Raw genomic sequence first — 19,080 nt, forward strand, 5'->3', positions numbered from 1 at the left:
TAGGGCACGATGTGCCTTTGGTTAAGCGTAAGCCTTTGGCGCGAGCAGGAAGGAAGACAAGTTGAATACGACCCTCACATTTGTGACCGTGTTGTTGATGCTGCTGTTGCCAGGTGCTGCGGTGTCACAAGTCGACCCTGCGACGATGCTGGCCGGGGCTTCGGGGTCGGAAATCGTTATCGAACGCCGGTGGACGCAGTTTCGTGGCAAACAGGAACTGTATTTTTTTACTCTCGATGTGATCGTCACGATCATTCTGGCTGGCTTGATCGTCTATCATCCGGTGAGACGTAAAGCCCGTAGAAGCGTCCGCGACATAGTTATGCCCAGACTGTTCTTCCTTTACGCGCTAATTGGAATGGCTGTGGGATTCCTGGTAGTCCAGCACGGGTCAATGATTGGTTTCGTTATCTTTGGCATCGGCGCGTTGCTCAGGTTCCGCTCCAATCTCGATGATCCGGTGGACACTGTCGAAATGATAATCGTAACGGTTCTTGGTCTTGCGGTCGGTTTGGGCTTGCCGCTGATGGCCACACTGGTGGCGATTGTGTGTTGGTGTTTTATTTGGCTGGGTGGACGCAACAAGGGTGTCGAAGTCTCCCTCAAGGCATCTGACGAAGAGCACTCATTGAACGTCAGCGGCGCCATTGAAGCCATGGCCGCAGACGCTGGCTGGAAGCTGGTCAGAAAACACCACGTCCCCGGAAAGTCTCGCGTCTCTTTGCTTTTCATCACTTCGGGTGGACTTTCAGAAGCCCGAATCGAAGAGATGATAAACGATCTGGTCCCTGATAAAGTTGAGCTGAAACTCAACCTCTAGTCATTTAACAAGGTCTAAACGTTTCAATACCGCGTTCGGGGATCTGATCTCTTTCGGGAGCGCCTTGAAGTTTACCGACCTTTCGAAATCAGGGCCTCGGTGTACTGCTATCCCAAACTCTCCGTTCGGCTGGAACGTAACATGAGTGAAGCTGTGAGGTGATCTGGCGCTATCGCCAATAAGCCGCCGCGGACCACCTCCCAAACAAGCTTGAGAGACATAAGCCACACCGTCTTTCCAACCGGGGTAGAAGGCATGATGGTGGCCAGACAGATGCAGAACCACACCGCTTTCCAAATAGATTTTTTCAAGTGTTGGGTCGCCGATTATTTCACGTTCGCGCTGGATCGCGAACGGCCAAAGTGGGAGGTGACTGAAAGTGACAATCGGGTCTCCGTCTGCACCCAATTCCTGTAACCGGTCCTGCTGGTCACCGGATAGGGGTCCTAGGGTCGTTGCATCCAAAGACGCAAACGTAATGCCCTGCATCTCAAATGCGTAGAAGAACGGGTAGTCATCTGAAACCAGGAAGTCGACGCCTGGTTTTCTCGGCGTCCATTCCTCTGCGTATATTTTCCTTTCACGCTCGAACCCTCGGTAGGCGGAGGCATCATGGTTTCCAGGTGTGACCGCAAATGGAATGCCGGCAGCCTCTAATGGATCTGATACGGCCTCGTGAAACGCATTCCACATCTCCCTGACCTGTTTGTCGGACAAGTTGGGAATGCGCTGTCCCGCAACCATATCTCCGGTCGAAATAACCAGATCTGGATCAATCTCGATTATCCGCTCAATCGCTTTGTCGACGCGGGCATCGTATCTTACCGAACCATAGCTTCCATTCAGATCCGATATGACGATGACATCCAATGCCACCGCTTTGCAGGCGAGCAGAGCGGTCCAAATGAACACCGCAATAAGAGCAGAACACCTACGGTACATAACAGTCCACAGCCTCTACCTCGGTGCCGTTTCTCAAAAAGAATGCGACAGGATCCAAGTCGAACATCAAATCGCCATTTGAACAATTGCTCTGAAGAATGGACGTTGCCAGCGCAGTATTTTTGACGACTTGTGCAATCTGACTGTCTGACAACCCAAAGCTTTGCGATAGCCAGTCATAGACTGGGCCTTGGGATTGAAGGTCACTATTCAATGCAACCAAGCGCCGATACGTGCTTGGAGAGAAGTGGCGAATTTTCTCCAGCATTTGAGTAGATTTCGCGAAGTTGGCGTATTCGACACGCCCACCAGCATCGTTGTCGTTTAGATTGCTGCGACGGATCAATAATGCGTCGTCGGGAACGTCTCCATCGTTTGGCTCATGGTGCTTGGCTTTCTTATGCTTCAGCTTTCCGTCTTCAACCCAATACCAATAGGGTGTGAAGTCTATGTTTCCTACGCGGTCCTGCTGGCTAAAGATGAAATCGAGGAGTACAATCTCGGTAAGTTCTTGCATCCAAAATGCCATCTGTTGGTCGCTGACATCGGGACCGAGATCCTTGTTGATCATCCGGTCTCTTCGACCTTCTCCGACGCCCTCTACAATGGCCTCAGGCAAGGGTTTTGAAGAACGCAAAGCCAAGAAAGCAGGAGTTTCCTGAAAATCACGGTTTTGTCCTTTTCCCCAACCAGATTTTCGGGTTCCGTTGATTTCCGAGCCGTATCGATGCCCAGGACTATCAAGCAGTACACCGTAAATTTGCGTTCGATCTGCGGTGAAAAGATCGTTGGTTGGCTGGTATGATTTCGGTTCAGCATCCGCAGCTGCGAAGACCCGCCAGCCTTCGTGGTTCATGCGCCCGCCATGAGATCCACCGGAAATCGCAAGGCCAGGCTCGGCGACCTCGGAAAAATGCGCCTGGGCGTCCATGCTACGCCAAACGGCGACTGGAACTTTGACAATCGCGTCGAAATATCTGGAGAAATGATAGTAAAGCAGCGACGAGGTGGAAAAGGTTCCACTGGTGCCCTTTTGGTTCATGGTGGATTTGAATTTGGCCACTCTGTCCTTGGCTAGATCTTTCGCCGCCTTCCCCTCTTTGCAAGCGTTTCTCTCGAATTCAGAACGGTTCCCCACGTAAGGTCCTTCCGAGATATCGTAGACGGCCATTCCTGGGCTGGTGCTCCAGGTTTTTGGGCAAATAGCAATTTCGGAGGCATAGAAATCGATCTCGCAATAGGCCGTTTCTTCATCAAGATCGCTGTTCTTATACTCGCCCGTTGGAACTTTTTCGATGCGGATACAGCGTTCAGTAACGCCGTTGGGACTATCAAAGGTCGTGGCTTCACCGAGAACATCATCGTTCGCCCACAAGACAGTGGGTGCAATTAAAGCAAGTGACCCCAGAAGATTGAACTTCATTTGGATAGTCCTCCCAATATCATTTGGGGCAAATCGCTGCCTGTTGCTCGTTGGAGATCTTCAATTTTGGGTCGACACTGAAGTTGGAAAATTTTGAGTCAATCCACTTGTCGCACCCGCCTGAACAAGGGGCTCCGTTTCGGGCATCATTCCAATATTCCTTGGCCCTTTCTTCTGTCCAACCGCAAAACTGAACGAGCGCCATCGCCGACAATGCACCTGAGGAATGAACGCCCCACATGCAGTGCACCAGAACAGGGCCCTTTCCAGGGTTTTTAATCACCTCGTGTATGGACGCCATGACAGCATCGGGTCGGGAGGATCTGGCACTTTGATAGTCAAAGGATCCGCTTCCACAACTGGTGCGACCGTATTCAGTGTTTTTGCCAAAGTCCGCATAAAACCCGGTTGAAAACCCTTCACCGCACAGAGTTTCGCGTTGACCTTCACTTAGGCCAGTTCGATCCTTGTCGCCGCCCTTGAAGCCGGATCGATACAACACTCCGCTTAAGACTGGGCGAAAGAAAGCGACACCATCAATGCCTCCGTCACCACCCTTTGAAAGCATTTGACTGTTGCTTGGACCGCCATTTCGACTGGTCACGTCAGAATTCGCAGCGGTTGCGAAAACAACAATGAATATGAGGGACGCCAAAAACCGCATGCCAAATCCTTTCTATTCTTGAACCTTTAATGCTCAAACTCTTGCGACCTGATAGTCTCTCGGAAAGGCTAGTTCATGACAACCATATCAAGTGGGCAAATAACTTTCCGCTGTGAAACTTTAAATAGGCCACACGAGATTGATGATAACGACGACTACGAAGTAGGCTAGAACAACTTTCCAGTTCCATTGGTGCTTGTTTTCTTCGTTGATCACGCCTGCCGATTTCAATGCCAGGTTAGTGATGATTAAGGCGACAACGATGACCGCCGCGTGTGCCAGGTCGAATTGCAAGTTTGGGCTCCTTCTCTTGGATATGGGATTGATGGAAATTTGTCAGCAGTCACCTGATGGCAGCATAGCTACATCTGAGTACCTTCCTTCAGACGTCGTGATCTGAGCACATGCACCTGTATCCTTGTTAAACCAGTACGAGGTCAGCCCTTCGCTTCGGATGAGTTCAAATCCGAGACTTTGGATGCCCATTTCAGCTTGGCCCGCTCTTGCCCCTTCAAATGGCGAAAGATCGCTAGAACTGCCCACAGTTGGTGCACTTGCATCCACCGATCCGCCACTCTCATCGCATGCTGCCAGTGCAGAAATACATACCGCGCCGATCACCATTAGGACATTGGTTCTCATGTGTTTTTTCCTGGCTGTTTTGGGAACGTGCTCAAGGGCTTCTGGTCGATCACCTATTCAATCCCGAAAATTACGTTGTAGCCGACGGAAGAGTTGCTGCGATTTATAACCTCCACAACATGATCACCAGATTGCCAAAGCTGCCCTCGATACTCATTGTCCGCCGACATCAATTCCAACAGTTCAGAACCATCGGGGTTGCGAATAACGTAGTCCAAGGAGCCATTTCGCGGAGCAACGCGAACGTAAAGGAACTGTTCGTTTTTGGCACCCAGAACGTATTGCTGCGACGCTCCGGGCGCAAGTTCACCGACTAGTTCTGCGCCGGTGGAACCAGCATCGAATTTGACACGTTGGCTACCAGTAGACCCGGCTGCGCCTGCCATGGCTCCACCGCCATCATCCATCGCTTCGACAACCGACATCTCGCCGATGCTTCCATCCTTGTACGCGATGCAGCGCCAAAGTGTTCCACCTGCATCTCGCAGCATGACCAGCGTACCAGCTTCCGAGAACTGTGAGCTTTCAATCGTACCTGATTGACCGTCTGGTCCTCCAACCTGCCGCAAATGGTCAATACACGCATCGTCGGCTTCCGACATTGCAAACGAAGCCGTGCCGGCGATAGCAAACATCGGTGCGAGGAATTTGAGTACAACGAGTTTCATCAGATGGTTCCCTATTGGCTTGTCCTTACAGTTTTGTTCCGTACAAAGCGGAACCTCACTTCGCGTCTCGTAACTTTGACAGAAATTTATCGCATGCCTGCGCGCTGCCGACGATCTCGTCCGTCGTTTCAATTCCTTGCAGTGACGCCATTTCGGAATTTACGCGGTTGAGGATCTGATCCGCTTGCTCGGCTGTGATAAGGTTCTCAGCTTGTGCTCCTTTCAATGTGGTGCAGACACCGGCAGACAAGCCTGTCGCAACGCCGACACCCACCGCGGCCCCGCCACCCAAGGTCATCGCCCCAACCACGCCGAGGACGAGCCCGATCACAATTCCCAAGATTACCTTTCCCATGTTTTCCTCCCTTTTGGTGAGAAAGAGTTCAGCCACCACTACTGGCGCAATCTGCGTGCCCATCTGCAAATCAAAACCAGCGCTAACAGGTTGAGCGCCGGAGCAATCGCCGCGAACCACGGCTTGGCGGAATCCGAAAATAAGTCCGCCACAAGTATCCAAGGTAGTCCCAACGGCAGCAGGAACACTCCGGACAAAGGGTCTCGTTCCTGTCCCAACCAGCCAAATGTGCCCGTCAAGAATGCAACCAACGCCAACAGGTACATGACCGCGAATACGATGATGGTGGTTCTACAAACCAAGTCGAGCCTCAGCAGATCAAGCCAGTGCTGCGCAGCCGTTTTCAGCTACGCAGCAGACAGGTCACAATGCGCCTTCGTCGCCCAGGAACTCGATACCAGCTGTCGCGCCATCACTGTAAGCAATGCAATTCCAAGGAGCACGATCCTCGCCTACGCCGACTGTGACCTGTGTTCCCGCCTCGCTAAACGCGGATGAGAGCACCACGACTTGCGAATTGTTGGTCGTGTTGGCTACATCTCGCAAACACGCCTGCTGAGCCGGCGTGAGCTCGGCGGACGCGCTTGATGTACTCGTATCGTCGCAGGCCGCAAGCAGTGCGAAACATGTCGTGCCTGCAATCATCACCATCTTGTTAGACATTTTCTTCTCCCTCTGGTTCCCTTGAAATTAGTGAAATTGGATGGGCTTGTTTGAAGTTCTCGCGTCAGAGCAGGCTATGGAACATACTTCGACCCTGTGATTTCCCTTCCCAACAACTTGTCGCGGGGGGCTTGGCGGGCAGAGCGATATTACTTTGACTACCGAGACCGCCGACAACGTGTGAAAGCTGAATGACGACACTGGCAAAAGCTCGAGCGAATTCTGGAAATAGGGCGAGTACGTTTAGTCTGAGCATCGCGTCCTCCCAGCGCTCAATCATTGTAAAGTGCCTTCCGACCGCCAGCACTCACTCCAGCAGTCGGAAGGGCTCGGCACAGCGAGCAGCAACGACAACAACGGAGGTAAAATAAAGTTGTGTCGAATTCGCATGTTTGAATCTAATTTTTAATAAATCAATATTTTTTCCGCGCGTAAAATTCACTACGCTTTCGTGCGATAGGCTTCTGCTTTCAAACAAAAAGGTAAGTGGGAGCGTCCATAAGGGCGAATGTGATCTTTTGGCTCGGCGAGGCGTTCTGAGGCCGCACAGAAACTGAAAAAGGATTGAAAGATGGGATTTGGTGAAGCCGTTAAAACGTGTTTCTCGAAGTACTTCCAGTTCTCCGGCCGGGCTTTACGCTCAGAATATTGGTGGTTCTTCTTGTTTGTGGTTGTCGTGAGTGCTGGTTTAGCTGTGCTGGATACGATCATATTCGGGACCAACCCTGAAACAGGGCAGGGATCTCGGGTTCTGTCCTCTGTTTTCCAACTGGCCGTTCTCATACCTATGCTGGCCGCCGGTTGGCGGAGGCTGCATGATACAGGACGACCTGGCTGGTACTTGCTGCTGCCGATGGCGCTCAGTATTACAACGCTTTTTGTTATGCTGGGTGGGGTAGCGTTCTTTTCAGTATTGGAGCAAGGGACCGAAAATCCCGATGCATTGCGAGGACCTGCGGCCGTCCTGGGTGTGACCGGTATCGTTGTTGTCTCAATCCTTCAATTGGTTCTGTCCATTCTGATGATCTGGTGGCTGACACGACCTTCCCAAGAAGGCGCAAACGAATACGGCGAACCTGTTTCCTGATCTGGCTGTCCGGGCAATTGGCTGGAACTTCTGCTGAACGACAGTGCGAACCGTAACTCAATGGAGAGAAAAAAATGAGCTGCAAAACCATTTCCATTGGAATGCTACTGATGGCAGTGGCGACCACAGCATCAGCGGAGTGGTCGTTCAGCTCCGGGCCCAACCCCAATGCGTTTATTCAGACAGGAAACATGACGCTGGAACTTCAGTGTGACCGTATTCGCTTTGCTCCGGCTGGATTCGAGGACAGCCAGGACATTGCGGACAAGCAGGGGCTTTCCATTCGTTTCTTGAAGAACGGCACCACCGAAGTTGGGGCATTTCAGGTTGGCGCAAAAAACGCTGCCGTGCAGATCGTCGACAACTATCCCGTCGAGGTCAGTTTCAATAGTCAGCCGGATTATGGTTTTGTTCTGGACCAGCTTGCGGCCAATGCATCGGTTAATCTGTCGATGATTGATCAAGATGTCAGCTACGGAATTTTTGACTTGAAAGGTTCCAGCGCAGCAATTCGGTCCCTTCGTTCTGCGTGCGATTTAAAAGTTAGCCAAGAGACCTCCTACGAAGCGCCCGAAGGCATCGTCTATTGTGGTGGAGGAGCGAAAAAACGCGTGATCGAACCCGTAATTTTGGACAATTCGGAGGGGGAGTGGGACGCAAGAGTAACAGTCAACGGCGAGTCGATTAGAGCCATGACAGCCTACAGTTACTTCGGAAACTCTGAGCCGCCGGCGGGATTTGTTGTCGCCCTGCTTGGGGAAGACAGGTCCGAGTTTCTGATTTTTAGCGAAGGCTCGGCAAACTGGCTGGAATATGGGGATTACAGGTATGAACAATGCAACTGAAGCCACCTTCCAACCGGCTTCCCAATTGGCAAGCTACTTGAAACGTTTGGTATCTGCGATCCTGCTTGGTTCGGGCCTGGTTTGGACCTCACCAGTTGTCGCGGCTGACGTTTCGCAACTTCCAACCGGTTTGCGAGCAAAGGTTGATCTGGCGGCGCAGGCATGCGCGGAGTTCAACAACGGTCAGTTTGACATAGCCTGGGGCGCGGTTGAAAGGGTCGATCTCGACGGAGATCTTCAACACGACTGGGTTCTGAATGAGTCTGGTTTCGCGTGTTCAAGCGCCGCATCTCTTTATTGCGGAACTGGCGGATGCATGTCGCACTTTTGGGTTAGTGAAGAGGTGCACTCTTTGCTTAACCAAGGTTGGACGGTCGTTGATTTTGGGCGTCAACGCGTTGTCGTCGCAGATATTCATGGATCCAATTGCGACGGAATAAACCCAACGCCTTGCGTCACGGCCAGTGTTTGGGATGCGGACGCTAAGACGTGGCGCTCGTCTGCTGGCGATTGGGAATAAGTTGCATATGAGAATTGCAGATAAGCCATACGATCTGGTTTGTTCGATGGGTTCTCTGTGGCACGCAAACTTATGGGCAAATCGTGCAAAGTTATGCGCAAATACCGCGCAGAGTTATGGGCAAGCTTCCAAGATTTTCTTCAATGAAATCAATGTTGGGAATGTAGCGTTATGAGCGTCCCTACAGCGGTTTGTAGGGGGCACATAGCTTTGGATTTCGTCTAAAGTTTTGCATCTTTGGACCAAAACCTTGGGTGCACCAGCCACCCATTGAATTTGGCATCTAAAGATAATTCTGCACAGTGCAAATTTTAGTTGGATTCATGCCATGATCGTGGCTCACGTGAAGCTTGAAGTCTGCCGCTTCCAGCTCAATGCAGCGTTTCGCGGTGCGACCCGCAACAGTATTCCGCAGTAGAGAAGATCAGGATCGTGCTGGACGGCCTAAAAGGCGAAGACAGCATGCAGAGCTGAGCCGTCGTGAGGGCATCGCGCAGAGCGTTCCCTACTTGGCAAGTAAAATTGACTGGATATGAATGATAACGATACGGAAAATCCATATGTGTGTATTTTAGAAAGTGTGAAAGTTCATTTCGCATTGTGATGCTTAGATAGGCTTATGAATTTGTCATCTACCTATCTTTGGGTTGGCAGAATCCAGGTTTCAGCAGATATCTCGTCCGAGAAAACAGCGGCGTAAGCAGGCCCGATGTCCATTGGCCTTATCTGCCGCGCAGAGTTGGTCCTTCGTATTTGCTGGTAGTCAGGTAACGTTAGTTTGGGAGTAAGATATGGAATTACCAACACTAACGTACGAAATGATAGCCGTGCTGAGTCTATTGTCTTTTACGGTCTTACTTTTTGTTACCGAAATCATACGGATCGATGTTGCAGCGATTCTTGTTATGGTTTTGCTTGGCGCACTGAGCTATCTACCGGGGCTGGGTAATCTAGCCGATGTATCTAAGCTCTTTGAAGGTTTCTCCTCCAACGCTGTGATGTCCATCATCGCAGTTATGGTAATTGGGGCGGGGCTTGATAAGACTGGACTTATGTCAAAGGTTGCGGCCTTGATCCTCAAGAATGGTGGCACGACAGAGGCCCGGATAATCCCCATAATATCAACAACGGTTGGTGTCATCAGTTCCTTCATGCAGAACGTCGGAGCTGCTGCGCTTTTTCTGCCTGTTGTCAGCCGCATCTCAGCACGTACGGAAATCCCGATGAGCAGGTTGCTGATGCCCATGGGGTTTTGCGCGATACTGGGTGGTACCATCACATTAGTCGGGTCGTCGCCCCTCATCCTGTTGAATGACCTGATTGTTTCGGCAAACTCATCCCTTCCTGCTAACCAGCAAATGGAGACATTTGGGTTATTTTCAGTCACGCCTATCGGTGTGATGCTGGTGCTGACTGGGGTGCTTTACTTTGTGCTCTTTGGTCGTTGGGTTCTCCCTGCGCAGCGGGATCGTGGAGAAGACGCAAGCTCAGCGCGGTCCATGCAGACCTATGTCGAAAACACCTATGGGCTAAGGGCTGATATGTTCGAGATACGTGTCCCGGAAGGCTCGATCATCATTGGGCAATCGCTCGCAGATCTAATGGTCGCCCATAACATGTACATTCTTGGCACGTCCTATCGCGGCCACAAGGTCATCGCGCCGATGGCTGATACCAAGATCGAAGCCCCGGCGCGGCTTGCAGTACTTGGCCTGCGTCGGGTGGTTGAGCAACAGTTCGCTGAGCCTTACGGCTTGGAGATCCTACCCCAACTAGATGTCTTTGCGGATGATTTCGCCGCGACGCAGTCTGGGGTGGCAGAGGTTGTTATTCCACCCGGTTCTTCAGTGATCGGCCAGACTCCGATTGATTTGCGCCTCCGTCAGACACATGGTTTGTCTCTGCTGGCCATTCAGCGCGGCGAAGAAACACTGAGCCATGTAGAAACCGAGGATCATTCAGCTACGCATATCGGGCAAGTCCCTTTGCAGGCCGGTGATACGTGCGTGGTTCACGTGCAGTGGGATCGTCTGACACGACTGAAGTCAGACAGGGATTTCGTCGTTGTCACCTCGGATTTTCCCCAGGAAGAGTTGCGGCCCCACAAGGTCGGATGGGCGCTCGCCTTCTTCCTAATAGCGTTGAGCCTAATTCTGTTTTCAGATCTGCGCTTGTCGTTGTGCCTATTAATTGGCGCTGTTGGCATGGTGTTGAGCCGGGTGCTCTCGATTGACGAAGCTTACGAGTCGATTAGTTGGAGTACAGTTTTTCTACTCGCTTCACTGATCCCGTTGGGCCAGGCAGTCCAGAGCACCGGCACTGCGGATTGGATTGCCGCGCATGTGTTGGCCCTCCTGAAGGGTTGGCCGATCTGGTCGTTGCAAGCAGGTATAGCCGTTTTGGCAACGGCATTCACCCTGATCATGTCCAACGTAGGTGCGACCGTCCTGCTGGTGCCGTTGGCGGTTTCTATTGCGGTATCGGCGGGTGGTAACCCGGCTGTATTTGCCCTCACAGTAGCAATTTCAACGTCCAACTCATTTTTGATCCCAACACACCAGGTGAACGCGTTGATCATGGGCCCAGCAGGCTACCGGGTGGTGGATTTCGTTCGCTCCGGTGGAATTATGACTCTCCTTTTCTTGGTTGTCTCAATGACCGGGCTTGCGATTTTCTTCTGAGCCGCCTCTCGGCGATCCGTACAGAAGAACTCACAATATAAGGTTTTTGAGACCAAATTTTTTGGCGCGGGTTCAAAACGTCTGCAAAAAGGGCCTCCTCCGCGAGGGACCGAAGTAATGTGTCCAACTCAACCAAACCTGAAGTCGGTATACGCTGGAACTGGACCGTTCTTGTTTTATCGATCACTGTTATTGGACCAAGACCGTCGGCATTTTTGGAGAGTTCACGATGAAGTTCCTTCGTACACCGGACCATCGGTTTGACGGGCTGCCAGATTTCAACTTTGGCCCGAACTATCTTGATGTGGATGACACCGAGGGAAGTCTTCTCCGACTGCATTATTTGGACGAGGGACCGGCTCATGCATCACCAGTATTGTTGATGCATGGAGAGCCAACCTGGTGCTTCCTTTACCGGCGCATGATTCCGTTATTCAAGGACGCTGGCCATCGAGTTCTGGCTCCTGATTTGATTGGGTTTGGAAGGTCGGATAAACCAACAGAGCGATCCGACTACACCTACCAACGCCATGTAGACTGGATGTCCGAGTGGTTGCGGAAGGTTGACCTGACGGGCATCACGTTGGTTTGCCAGGACTGGGGTGGTCTAATAGGCTTGCGGTTGGTTGCGAGTATGCCCGAGCGGTTCTCGCGCGTAGTTGTGGCAAACACGGCCTTGCCCACCGGTGACGCACCCTTGGGTGATGCATTTCTTTCATGGCGGGAATACTCACAATCCGTACCCGCATTTAATTCGGGACGCATCGTATTCGGCGGCACGACATCTAAAATTTCAGAAGAAGAGGTCGCAGCCTACAACGCACCATTCCCGGATGCGCGCTATCTGGCAGGCGCTCGCGAGTTTCCAGTGTTGGTGCCCGACACACCTGATAATCCAGCTTCTGAAGCCAACCGAGCCGCATGGGAAACCCTCAAGACCCTCAACACCCCGTTTCTGACTGTTTTTGGAGAAGACGACAGGGTTATGGCGGGCGTAGACAAACTGTTCCAAAAGTCGGTCCCTGGGGCAGTTGGTCAAAATCATACAGTTGTGCCAAAAGCCGGGCATTTCATCCAAGAAGATGCTGGCACTGAGCTAGCACATGCGACTTTGAATTTCATTGAGCAGACATAGCAGCTATCAGATTAGTGTCTTCCCCTGCGGCCTCAACTCACACCAAATTTGCGACGCAAATGCTCAGCTAAGGCTGTTATGCGACGTGGTTGGGCCCGGCTCGGTGGAAACATCATTTGCAAAGGTTTCGGCGGTGGGAGGAAGTCGCGCAAGACAGAAACAAGTCTGCCAGATCGAACATCGTCGCCCACATCCAGTTCGGACTTCAATACGACCCCATGGCCTGCAATCGCCCAATCGCGGATGAGTGAACCATCATTGACTATTCGATTTCCCTTTACCGAAACGCGCTGGGCATTTGGTCCTGATCCAAACTCCCAAACGTTGTCGATCATGTCGCCAAACCTCATGACCAAGCAGTTGTGGTTTAATAGATCTTCTGGTTTTTCAGGCGTTCCAAATGAGGCCAGGTAACTTGGGGACGCACAAACGAAACGTTGGTAGCTTCCCAGATTTCGCAACCTGAGCGAGCTGTCTGTGATGTTGCCGAAGCGAACGGCGAGGTCAAAACCCTGGCCTACGAGGTCGACATAACCGTCCGAGAGGGACAGTTCGATTGAGACGGCAGGGTTCTTTTCGGTGAATTCGGCAATAACCTTGGAGACAATGCTCCGTCCCAAGTCAATGGGCGCGCTTATGCGAATTGGACCAGACAGAGTTTCGGCGCCGTGCCGAACAAGTGTGTCCAAGTCCGCAACCTCACTGAGAACGTTTCTTGCTCCATTAGCGAGTGTCCGGCCTTCTTCGGTCAGGCTAATGGAACGGGTGGTGCGGTTGAACAAAACCACGCCGTAATGTGCCTCCAGAGCCGCGAGCCGTTCGGACACTGTCGTACTCGACAACCCTGTCTCGCGCGCCGCGGCCACCAGACTGCCTTTCTCGGCTATGGTCAGAAACAAGCGAAGATTGTCTAAAAGCATTAAACGGAATTTCCGGATTATATGTTCGATCTTGCCCTGTTTATCCCGAAGGAGCTGCGGCGTAAATCTTGCGCATCGCTCAATAACACAAGGGATCTATTCCAATGGCCAAGCTGACAATCGTCGCCAACATCAAAGCCAACCCTGACAAAATTGACCTCGTAAAGGCCGAGCTGATCAAGCTCATCGACATAACCCGAGCCGAAGAGGGTTGCATCAACTATGACCTGCACCAGGACAACGACAACCCGGCTCATTTCGTGTTCTACGAAAATTGGGAAAGCCGAGAGCTTTGGCAAACCCACATGGGTGCTCAGCACCTTGCGGCTTACCTGGAAGCAACAGAAGGCGCCGTTGCAGAATTCACGCTAAATGAGATGACAGTCATCGGTTGATAAAGAACCGGACAAAGGAGCACGTTATGAAAGCCGTGGGATACCTTAAGACAGGGTCGATTGATCGGGCGGACGCCTTAATCGACTTCGAGGCCGATAAACCGACGCCGAAAGGGCACGACTTGTTGGTGAAGGTGCAGGCCGTGTCAGTGAACCCAGTCGATACGAAAATTCGTCAAAAACGTGCTCCTGTAGGTCCAGCACCAGATATTCTGGGGTGGGACGCAGTAGGGATCGTCGAAGCAGTTGGCGAAGCGGTTGAGACTTTCAGTCTGGGAGATACAGTTTGGTACGCCGGGGCAATAAACCGGTCGGGAACCAATGCCGAGTTTCATCTGGTGGATGAACGTATCGTCGGGTCAGCGCCAAAGTCCATACCTGCAAAGGCAGCTGCGGCGATGCCGCTAACGACGCTTACTGCTTTTGAGATGCTGTTCGACCGCTTGCGGGTCCAAGATGCCGTTTCCGGCGGAACCAATACGTTGCTGGTTATTGGTGGCGCAGGCGGTGTAGGGTCAATCACCATTCAATTAGCACGGGCCCTCACTGACATGACAGTGATAGCGACGGCGTCCCGACCCGAGACACAAGACTGGGTTCGAGAGTTAGGTGCACACCAAGTCATCAACCACGCGGAACCTTTTGGCTCACAACTCAAGGCTCTCGGTATCGACAGCGTGGATTTCATCTATTCGACAAACCATTCCCAGCTTTATGCGTCTCAAGCTGGAGAGGTGATGACACCCCAAGGTCGCTTTGGGTTGATCGATGATCCTGAAACCTTCGACATCGCGCCGTTCAAACCCAAATCGATCTCATTGCATTGGGAGTTCATGTACACTCGGTCGCTTTTTGGGACTGGAGATATGAACCGTCAAAGCGAAATCCTGAATCAGGTCGCCGGGTTGATAGACGATGGAAAGATCAGATCCACGGCAACGGATACACTTGGTCGGATCAATGCTACAAACTTAATGAAAGCGCATACGATCCTTGAAAGCGGTAAGGCCAAAGGAAAGCTGGTGCTTGAGGGCTTCTAGATGAGAATTGAACGGCTGGATCACGTGAATATCGTGACGACCAGGTTGCCTGACATGGTCGCGTGGTATGCAGAGGTCCTGGGTTTAAAGCCCGGGGTCCGCCCCGATTTTCCGTTTCCTGGGGCTTGGTTGTATGCGGGCGATGACGCTGTGGTGCACCTTGTGGGTCAAGAAGGAACGCCCAATGTCGGTTCCGAGGTGAAGCTCAAGCTCGAGCATTTTGCGCTTTCAGCCACAGGGTTGGACGCATTCGAGGAAAAACTGATCTCGAGTCAGATCCAGTATCGCAAAACTGACGTCCCGGGGGCTCGAATAGTTCAAATCCATTTGGCCGATCCTGATGGAAATCATATTCATATAGACTTCGAAGAAACTGGGTAAGTGGCAATCACTCGAAATAGCCGGAACGCAAAATCAAGCTCGTAACTTCTTGCCGAATAGGGATTGAGATCCTTGACGGGTTGCTTCCAATAATTATCCGGACCAACATTTTGGGGCGGTGCAAATGTCGATTTGGAGATCAGCATGCCGGACCTCGAAACAAACAAGAAAAACGTCATCGCTTTCTACGAAATGATGTTCAACGCGTGTCGACCTGCCGAGGCCATAGAGATCTTTGTTGGGGAAACCTATACGCAGCACAACCCGCATGTTGGCGACGGCAAGCAAGCCTTTATCGAATATTTCGAGCGCATGGCCGCCGAATACCCGGGAAAGCGTGTGGACATCAAACGTACGTTTGCTGAAGGCGATCACGTTATTCTGCATTGCCATCAAATCTGGCCCGATGGTCTCGAGTACGCAGGGATAGATATTTTTCGCCTGGATGCTGAAGGTAAGGTTGTCGAACACTGGGATGTTCTTCAGGAAGTTCCGGGAAACAGCGAGAATGACAACGGCATGTTTTGACTTATCCGATCTGAATGCGGTGCATGGACCTGCGAAAGGTCCTGTCGGCTGAACCACGATAGTCAAAAGTCATAAGTCTGATCCAAGAAATCCGCCGAAGCGTATCTATCACGAACCCTTTATCAAGGAGATAAATATGCTCCCGACCAGCATTCTTGCGGCGACCATTGGATTATTCGTGGCTACTTCGCTTCAAGCCGGAGTACAAATTCGCTTCATAGAGGGCGCACCCAAGGATCGTTTTGTTCTGACAAATGTAGGAACGTGCCAAGTTGAAGCCTCGAGCGTCAAAATTGACCTGTCGCAATCTGCCGGACGATTGATTTTCGACGTGACCGAAAAAGGTGCGGGTGTAGAGGTATTCCAACCGCTCGAATTCGTTGAGGGTGCGGATGTACTGCGTCAATTTCCTTCGGTCGTGGACGGGCAGAATACAATTGAACTTGAGATCGTTTCCCTCGCAGCCGGGGACAAATTAGCCTTTACCATCGATGTGGACGACACGATCGGGCAACGCGAAATCACCGTAACGGAGTCGGAGATCGAAGGCGCCACGGTGTCATATACCGACGCGGATGAGACCAGTACTGCGACCTTCTCTTCCGAAGCGCTTGTCAACGTGACGACCAAGGGCTGCTGAAAGCTATCCCACAATGTCGAATTGGATGGTCCGCATAGCATTTCTTGCGCTCGTGTTGGGAGGCGGCATCCTGATCGGGATATTGACCGCGCCTGGCGATTGGTATGCGCAGCTTTCTAAACCTGCTTTCAATCCACCAAATTGGATATTTGGCCCGGTCTGGACGGTGCTTTATGTCTTGATCGCCATGGCGGGTTGGCGCCAGTTCGAAACAGACCGAAGCTCGACTGCCATGAAGCTGTGGTGGGCACAGATGGGTCTAAACTTTTCGTGGTCCCCAATCTTTTTCATACTGCAACTACCGTGGTTTGCGTTTGTTGTAATTGCCGCGTTGCTGGCTGTCATCGTCATGTTCATCGCTCTGGTCAGGAGCTCGGATCAGGTTTCCGCACTAGCCTTCCTGCCGTACTTTGCATGGGTCGCATTTGCCACTGTCTTGAACCTTTCTATTGCAATACTGAACTGAGAAAAAACGATATGCGTGGAAACTTCGCTGGGCTTGTTTCAGGTCTTGTTATCATCGGATCTATAATGGCACAGGCTGATGAAAATCTTGCAGAAGACTTCTCCAAGTCTCCGGAGACGAGTTGGGACTACGTTGCCGACACCGTCATGGGAGGAGTTTCTTCAGGACAGGTGCAGTTTCGTTCGGAACGTGATGTTGCGTTCGCCCGGTTGACCGGAACCGTCAGCACAAAAAACAACGGCGGCTTTATCCAGTTCCGACGCAAGTTGTCTGATCGACCAGATGAGGGTGTATCGGGCGTCAGGCTGTTGGTACGGGGGAATGGCGGGCAATACTTCGTCCACCTCAGGACACGTGGCACGGTTCTTCCATGGCAATACTATCAGGCCGCGTTCGCAACTTCTGACAACTGGACCGAAGTCTGGTTACCTCTCTCAGGCTTCAAGGCTTCAGGTGCCATGTTGCGCGCTATTCCCGTTGCTGACGAAATCACCTCAGTTGGAGTTGTAGCCTACGGGAGAGATCACGAGGCCCGCGTAGATGTCAGCGAGATTGGTTTCTATTGAAGGTTTCCCAAGAGAGGGCTGCAATCTTCAAATAGGTCTGTTTGGAACCGCGCGGGATCTAAATTTACAAACCATCTTCCCGATGGAATACATTCCGTTGATGCCCGAGCATCAATATGGACAGGTCTGATCAGGCTGCTCAACAACAGCAACCGACATTGCCAATCCAATTGTCTTTGCTCATCGTTTCCAAGCGACTAAATTGGGTCCATGGAAGAAGTCACTCGACTGACCGAATGGATGATTACAGAAGGTCGCCGCTCCGGTGATCCTGTAAAGGTGGTGTCACAGTTTTGTTCCTCCTTGATCGAAGCCGGAGTGCCGCTATGGCGGGCAAACATTGGCCAGCGCTTTGCCAACCCATTGCTTATTGCCTGGGGGGTAGTTTGGACGCCTGAAGGCACCGACAGCTACGACGTCACGCATGAGACGATGTTGACAGATGGCTATGTCGGGAGTTCATTCGAGTATATTCTTGCGAACAGAAAGCCACTTCACAAAAGTCTACGGCGACTGGACTCGGAAACAGAGCATTCATCCTATCTTGAATTTGCAGAGCAGGGTGGCACCGACTACTACGCTACTTTGCTCTATTACGGCGATGGATCGCTGCATGGATGTACGTTCGTTACTCAGGCAAAGGATGGATTCTCGCCCGAACATCTTATGCTGATTGAAGCGGCCTTACCGGCCCTTTCTTCCGCCTTGGAACCTGTCACGATGCGAAAATCGTCTAAAGGTCTGCTTCGAACTTATTTAGGAGATGGACCTTCCGAGGCCGTCTGGAGCGGCAATATAAAGCGCGGAGAGCGAACAACTTTGGATGCCGTGGTGATGTTCTCTGATCTGCGAGGCTTTACAGCACTTTCCGAGACCTCTCCGGAAGAAGATATCTTCGACACGCTTAGCGACTATTTTGATCTGGTGGTTAAAGCCGTAGAGGACAACGGTGGAGACGTCCTGAAGTTCATGGGCGATGGCATCCTGTCGATCTTTACTATTGAAGCTCAAAAAGACCATGCCGACCGCTGCAGAATGGCGGCTCTTGCAGCGCAGAGTGTGTTGAGTGGTTTGAACGCTCTCAACACCAGACGAGACGGGCTTCAAAAACCGCCTTTGGATGTTGGTATTGGAATTAACGTTGGGCAGGTCAGCTATGGTAATATCGGCAGCCCCGGCAGGCTTGATTTCACAGTTCTGGGCGGGGCGGTGAACGTTGCAAGCCGAATTGAAGGTTTAACAAAATCAACTGGTCGGAGAGTGTTGGCGACGTCAGCCGTTGCAAGTGCTGCTCCGAACATGTTCGTTAGCTGTGGGGATCACGAAATACGTGGCCTTGCGCAGCCCATTGAATTGTTCTTACTCACTGAAGATGCACAATAATCAGCTGTAGTTATTCAAAACAATCTACCTTCGGCATCTTACGAGATTAGACGATCGCTAGAAATGAAACACAAAGCGCAAAAATCCACTAAGGCGCGGCACGCTGAACGTAACTGTTTGCGTAACCGGAAAACGGGACTTGCCCGTTGTCGTTCAGCTTCCCTGGAATAATGAACATGGCCATTGACTTTGGTAGCAGGCATTTTCCCGCCAGCATTTGATGAAATGAATATCTAGTCTGTATTAAGAATTGGATATTGGGAAATATCTGCGACTGATGTCCTATTTCTTTTTTGCTGCCATCTTCGCAGGCGCC

The 19,080-nt window shown here is 51.6% G+C and carries 23 protein-coding genes; 13 read left to right on the forward strand and 10 right to left on the reverse strand.

Annotation, left to right across the window (positions count from 1 at the left end; all coding sequences use genetic code 11):
- Positions 1-82: 82 nt before the first annotated feature.
- Positions 83-820 carry a DUF4956 domain-containing protein gene (locus tag ACR0BT_RS12975; protein WP_170725286.1) on the forward strand — a complete coding sequence of 246 codons (738 nt, stop codon included), beginning with the start codon at positions 83-85 and terminating at the stop codon, positions 818-820.
- Here ACR0BT_RS12975 and ACR0BT_RS12980 read toward each other — a convergent pair whose 3' ends face one another.
- The 8 genes from ACR0BT_RS12980 to ACR0BT_RS13015 all read right to left on the reverse strand — a co-directional run bounded on the left by ACR0BT_RS12980 (position 821) and on the right by ACR0BT_RS13015 (position 6,177).
- Positions 821-1,732: a metallophosphoesterase family protein gene (locus ACR0BT_RS12980; protein WP_480763317.1), complete on the reverse strand. Its 912-nt coding sequence runs from the start codon at positions 1,730-1,732 to the stop codon at positions 821-823.
- Positions 1,733-1,751: 19 nt separating this feature from the next.
- Positions 1,752-3,185 carry a hypothetical protein gene (locus tag ACR0BT_RS12985; RefSeq protein WP_480763318.1) on the reverse strand — a complete coding sequence of 478 codons (1,434 nt, stop codon included), beginning with the start codon at positions 3,183-3,185 and terminating at the stop codon, positions 1,752-1,754.
- A 19-nt stretch (positions 3,186-3,204) separates the two neighbouring features.
- Positions 3,205-3,849 carry a protein-tyrosine phosphatase family protein gene (locus ACR0BT_RS12990; protein ID WP_170334798.1) on the reverse strand — a complete coding sequence of 215 codons (645 nt, stop codon included), beginning with the start codon at positions 3,847-3,849 and terminating at the stop codon, positions 3,205-3,207.
- 120 nt (positions 3,850-3,969) lie between these two features.
- On the reverse strand, positions 3,970-4,143 hold the full coding sequence (locus ACR0BT_RS12995; RefSeq protein ID WP_157054209.1) for a hypothetical protein: 174 nt from the start codon (positions 4,141-4,143) through the stop codon (positions 3,970-3,972).
- A gap of 42 nt (positions 4,144-4,185) precedes the next feature.
- On the reverse strand, positions 4,186-4,491 hold the full coding sequence (locus tag ACR0BT_RS13000; protein WP_170515823.1) for a hypothetical protein: 306 nt from the start codon (positions 4,489-4,491) through the stop codon (positions 4,186-4,188).
- Positions 4,492-4,544: 53 nt separating this feature from the next.
- Complete coding sequence (locus ACR0BT_RS13005; RefSeq protein ID WP_480763319.1) at positions 4,545-5,159, reverse strand: hypothetical protein; 615 nt, start codon at positions 5,157-5,159, stop codon at positions 4,545-4,547.
- Between the two features lie 55 nt (positions 5,160-5,214).
- Positions 5,215-5,676, reverse strand: a complete 462-nt coding sequence (locus tag ACR0BT_RS13010) for a hypothetical protein (protein WP_480763320.1) — start codon at positions 5,674-5,676, stop codon at positions 5,215-5,217.
- Positions 5,677-5,877: 201 nt separating this feature from the next.
- A complete protein-coding gene (locus ACR0BT_RS13015) occupies positions 5,878-6,177 on the reverse strand; it encodes a hypothetical protein (protein WP_058282225.1) in 300 nt (99 codons plus the stop codon).
- A 571-nt stretch (positions 6,178-6,748) separates the two neighbouring features.
- Between ACR0BT_RS13015 and ACR0BT_RS13020 the strand changes: the two genes are divergently transcribed.
- Together ACR0BT_RS13020 and ACR0BT_RS13025 are read left to right on the forward strand one after the other, a co-directional pair.
- Positions 6,749-7,264, forward strand: a complete 516-nt coding sequence (locus ACR0BT_RS13020; protein WP_170555158.1) for a DUF805 domain-containing protein — start codon at positions 6,749-6,751, stop codon at positions 7,262-7,264.
- 74 nt (positions 7,265-7,338) lie between these two features.
- The gene (locus tag ACR0BT_RS13025; RefSeq protein WP_480763321.1) at positions 7,339-8,109 is read left to right on the forward strand and encodes a hypothetical protein; all 771 of its coding nucleotides are present in this window, start codon (positions 7,339-7,341) and stop codon (positions 8,107-8,109) included.
- An 88-nt stretch (positions 8,110-8,197) separates the two neighbouring features.
- On the opposite strand, the gene ACR0BT_RS13030 is transcribed toward ACR0BT_RS13025, so the two are convergent.
- A complete protein-coding gene (locus tag ACR0BT_RS13030) occupies positions 8,198-8,353 on the reverse strand; it encodes a hypothetical protein (protein WP_170685155.1) in 156 nt (51 codons plus the stop codon).
- Positions 8,354-9,420: 1,067 nt separating this feature from the next.
- Here ACR0BT_RS13030 and ACR0BT_RS13035 point away from each other — a divergent pair.
- Together ACR0BT_RS13035 and ACR0BT_RS13040 are read left to right on the forward strand one after the other, a co-directional pair.
- Positions 9,421-11,310, forward strand: a complete 1,890-nt coding sequence (locus tag ACR0BT_RS13035) for an SLC13 family permease (protein ID WP_480763322.1) — start codon at positions 9,421-9,423, stop codon at positions 11,308-11,310.
- Positions 11,311-11,539: 229 nt separating this feature from the next.
- Positions 11,540-12,445, forward strand: a complete 906-nt coding sequence (locus ACR0BT_RS13040) for a haloalkane dehalogenase (RefSeq protein ID WP_480763323.1) — start codon at positions 11,540-11,542, stop codon at positions 12,443-12,445.
- A gap of 32 nt (positions 12,446-12,477) precedes the next feature.
- On the opposite strand, the gene ACR0BT_RS13045 is transcribed toward ACR0BT_RS13040, so the two are convergent.
- Positions 12,478-13,365, reverse strand: coding sequence for a LysR family transcriptional regulator (locus ACR0BT_RS13045; protein ID WP_170567635.1), 888 nt, complete (start codon positions 13,363-13,365; stop codon positions 12,478-12,480).
- 104 nt (positions 13,366-13,469) lie between these two features.
- On the opposite strand from ACR0BT_RS13045, the gene ACR0BT_RS13050 reads away from it, so the two are divergent.
- The 8 genes from ACR0BT_RS13050 (at position 13,470) to ACR0BT_RS13085 (ending at position 18,764) form a co-directional block, all read left to right on the forward strand.
- On the forward strand, positions 13,470-13,760 hold the full coding sequence (locus ACR0BT_RS13050; RefSeq protein WP_170336714.1) for a putative quinol monooxygenase: 291 nt from the start codon (positions 13,470-13,472) through the stop codon (positions 13,758-13,760).
- 26 nt (positions 13,761-13,786) lie between these two features.
- Complete coding sequence (locus ACR0BT_RS13055) at positions 13,787-14,800, forward strand: zinc-binding alcohol dehydrogenase family protein (protein WP_480763324.1); 1,014 nt, start codon at positions 13,787-13,789, stop codon at positions 14,798-14,800.
- Between the two features lie 24 nt (positions 14,801-14,824).
- A complete protein-coding gene (locus tag ACR0BT_RS13060; RefSeq protein WP_480763325.1) occupies positions 14,825-15,181 on the forward strand; it encodes a VOC family protein in 357 nt (118 codons plus the stop codon).
- Positions 15,182-15,325: 144 nt separating this feature from the next.
- On the forward strand, positions 15,326-15,709 hold the full coding sequence (locus ACR0BT_RS13065) for a nuclear transport factor 2 family protein (RefSeq protein WP_480763486.1): 384 nt from the start codon (positions 15,326-15,328) through the stop codon (positions 15,707-15,709).
- Between the two features lie 136 nt (positions 15,710-15,845).
- Positions 15,846-16,349: an aggregation factor core gene (locus ACR0BT_RS13070; RefSeq protein WP_480763326.1), complete on the forward strand. Its 504-nt coding sequence runs from the start codon at positions 15,846-15,848 to the stop codon at positions 16,347-16,349.
- Positions 16,350-16,374: 25 nt separating this feature from the next.
- Positions 16,375-16,815 (forward strand): TspO/MBR family protein, encoded by a 441-nt coding sequence (locus tag ACR0BT_RS13075; RefSeq protein ID WP_480444246.1) that lies wholly within the window; start codon positions 16,375-16,377, stop codon positions 16,813-16,815.
- A gap of 65 nt (positions 16,816-16,880) precedes the next feature.
- Positions 16,881-17,381 carry a CIA30 family protein gene (locus tag ACR0BT_RS13080; protein ID WP_480763327.1) on the forward strand — a complete coding sequence of 167 codons (501 nt, stop codon included), beginning with the start codon at positions 16,881-16,883 and terminating at the stop codon, positions 17,379-17,381.
- Positions 17,382-17,591: 210 nt separating this feature from the next.
- Positions 17,592-18,764, forward strand: a complete 1,173-nt coding sequence (locus ACR0BT_RS13085; protein ID WP_480763328.1) for an adenylate/guanylate cyclase domain-containing protein — start codon at positions 17,592-17,594, stop codon at positions 18,762-18,764.
- Positions 18,765-19,080: the final 316 nt, after the last annotated feature.

Source organism: Ruegeria sp. CJ6 (genome assembly GCF_056536665.1).

What these genes read in the sequence shown, in the direction of transcription:
- ACR0BT_RS12985 (WP_480763318.1), bottom strand. Translation starts at nt 3,185, where the DNA reads ATGAAGTTCAATCTTCTGGGGTCACTTGCTTTAATTGCACCCACTGTC.
- ACR0BT_RS12990 (WP_170334798.1), bottom strand. Translation starts at nt 3,849, where the DNA reads ATGCGGTTTTTGGCGTCCCTCATATTCATTGTTGTTTTCGCAACCGCT.
- ACR0BT_RS13000 (WP_170515823.1), bottom strand. Translation starts at nt 4,491, where the DNA reads ATGAGAACCAATGTCCTAATGGTGATCGGCGCGGTATGTATTTCTGCA.
- ACR0BT_RS13005 (WP_480763319.1), bottom strand. Translation starts at nt 5,159, where the DNA reads ATGAAACTCGTTGTACTCAAATTCCTCGCACCGATGTTTGCTATCGCC.
- ACR0BT_RS13015 (WP_058282225.1), bottom strand. Translation starts at nt 6,177, where the DNA reads ATGTCTAACAAGATGGTGATGATTGCAGGCACGACATGTTTCGCACTG.
- ACR0BT_RS13020 (WP_170555158.1), top strand. Translation starts at nt 6,749, where the DNA reads ATGGGATTTGGTGAAGCCGTTAAAACGTGTTTCTCGAAGTACTTCCAG.
- ACR0BT_RS13025 (WP_480763321.1), top strand. Translation starts at nt 7,339, where the DNA reads ATGAGCTGCAAAACCATTTCCATTGGAATGCTACTGATGGCAGTGGCG.
- ACR0BT_RS13035 (WP_480763322.1), top strand. Translation starts at nt 9,421, where the DNA reads ATGGAATTACCAACACTAACGTACGAAATGATAGCCGTGCTGAGTCTA.
- ACR0BT_RS13040 (WP_480763323.1), top strand. Translation starts at nt 11,540, where the DNA reads ATGAAGTTCCTTCGTACACCGGACCATCGGTTTGACGGGCTGCCAGAT.
- ACR0BT_RS13045 (WP_170567635.1), bottom strand. Translation starts at nt 13,365, where the DNA reads ATGCTTTTAGACAATCTTCGCTTGTTTCTGACCATAGCCGAGAAAGGC.
- ACR0BT_RS13050 (WP_170336714.1), top strand. Translation starts at nt 13,470, where the DNA reads ATGGCCAAGCTGACAATCGTCGCCAACATCAAAGCCAACCCTGACAAA.
- ACR0BT_RS13055 (WP_480763324.1), top strand. Translation starts at nt 13,787, where the DNA reads ATGAAAGCCGTGGGATACCTTAAGACAGGGTCGATTGATCGGGCGGAC.
- ACR0BT_RS13065 (WP_480763486.1), top strand. Translation starts at nt 15,326, where the DNA reads ATGCCGGACCTCGAAACAAACAAGAAAAACGTCATCGCTTTCTACGAA.
- ACR0BT_RS13070 (WP_480763326.1), top strand. Translation starts at nt 15,846, where the DNA reads ATGCTCCCGACCAGCATTCTTGCGGCGACCATTGGATTATTCGTGGCT.
- ACR0BT_RS13075 (WP_480444246.1), top strand. Translation starts at nt 16,375, where the DNA reads ATGGTCCGCATAGCATTTCTTGCGCTCGTGTTGGGAGGCGGCATCCTG.
- ACR0BT_RS13080 (WP_480763327.1), top strand. Translation starts at nt 16,881, where the DNA reads ATGGCACAGGCTGATGAAAATCTTGCAGAAGACTTCTCCAAGTCTCCG.
- ACR0BT_RS13085 (WP_480763328.1), top strand. Translation starts at nt 17,592, where the DNA reads ATGGAAGAAGTCACTCGACTGACCGAATGGATGATTACAGAAGGTCGC.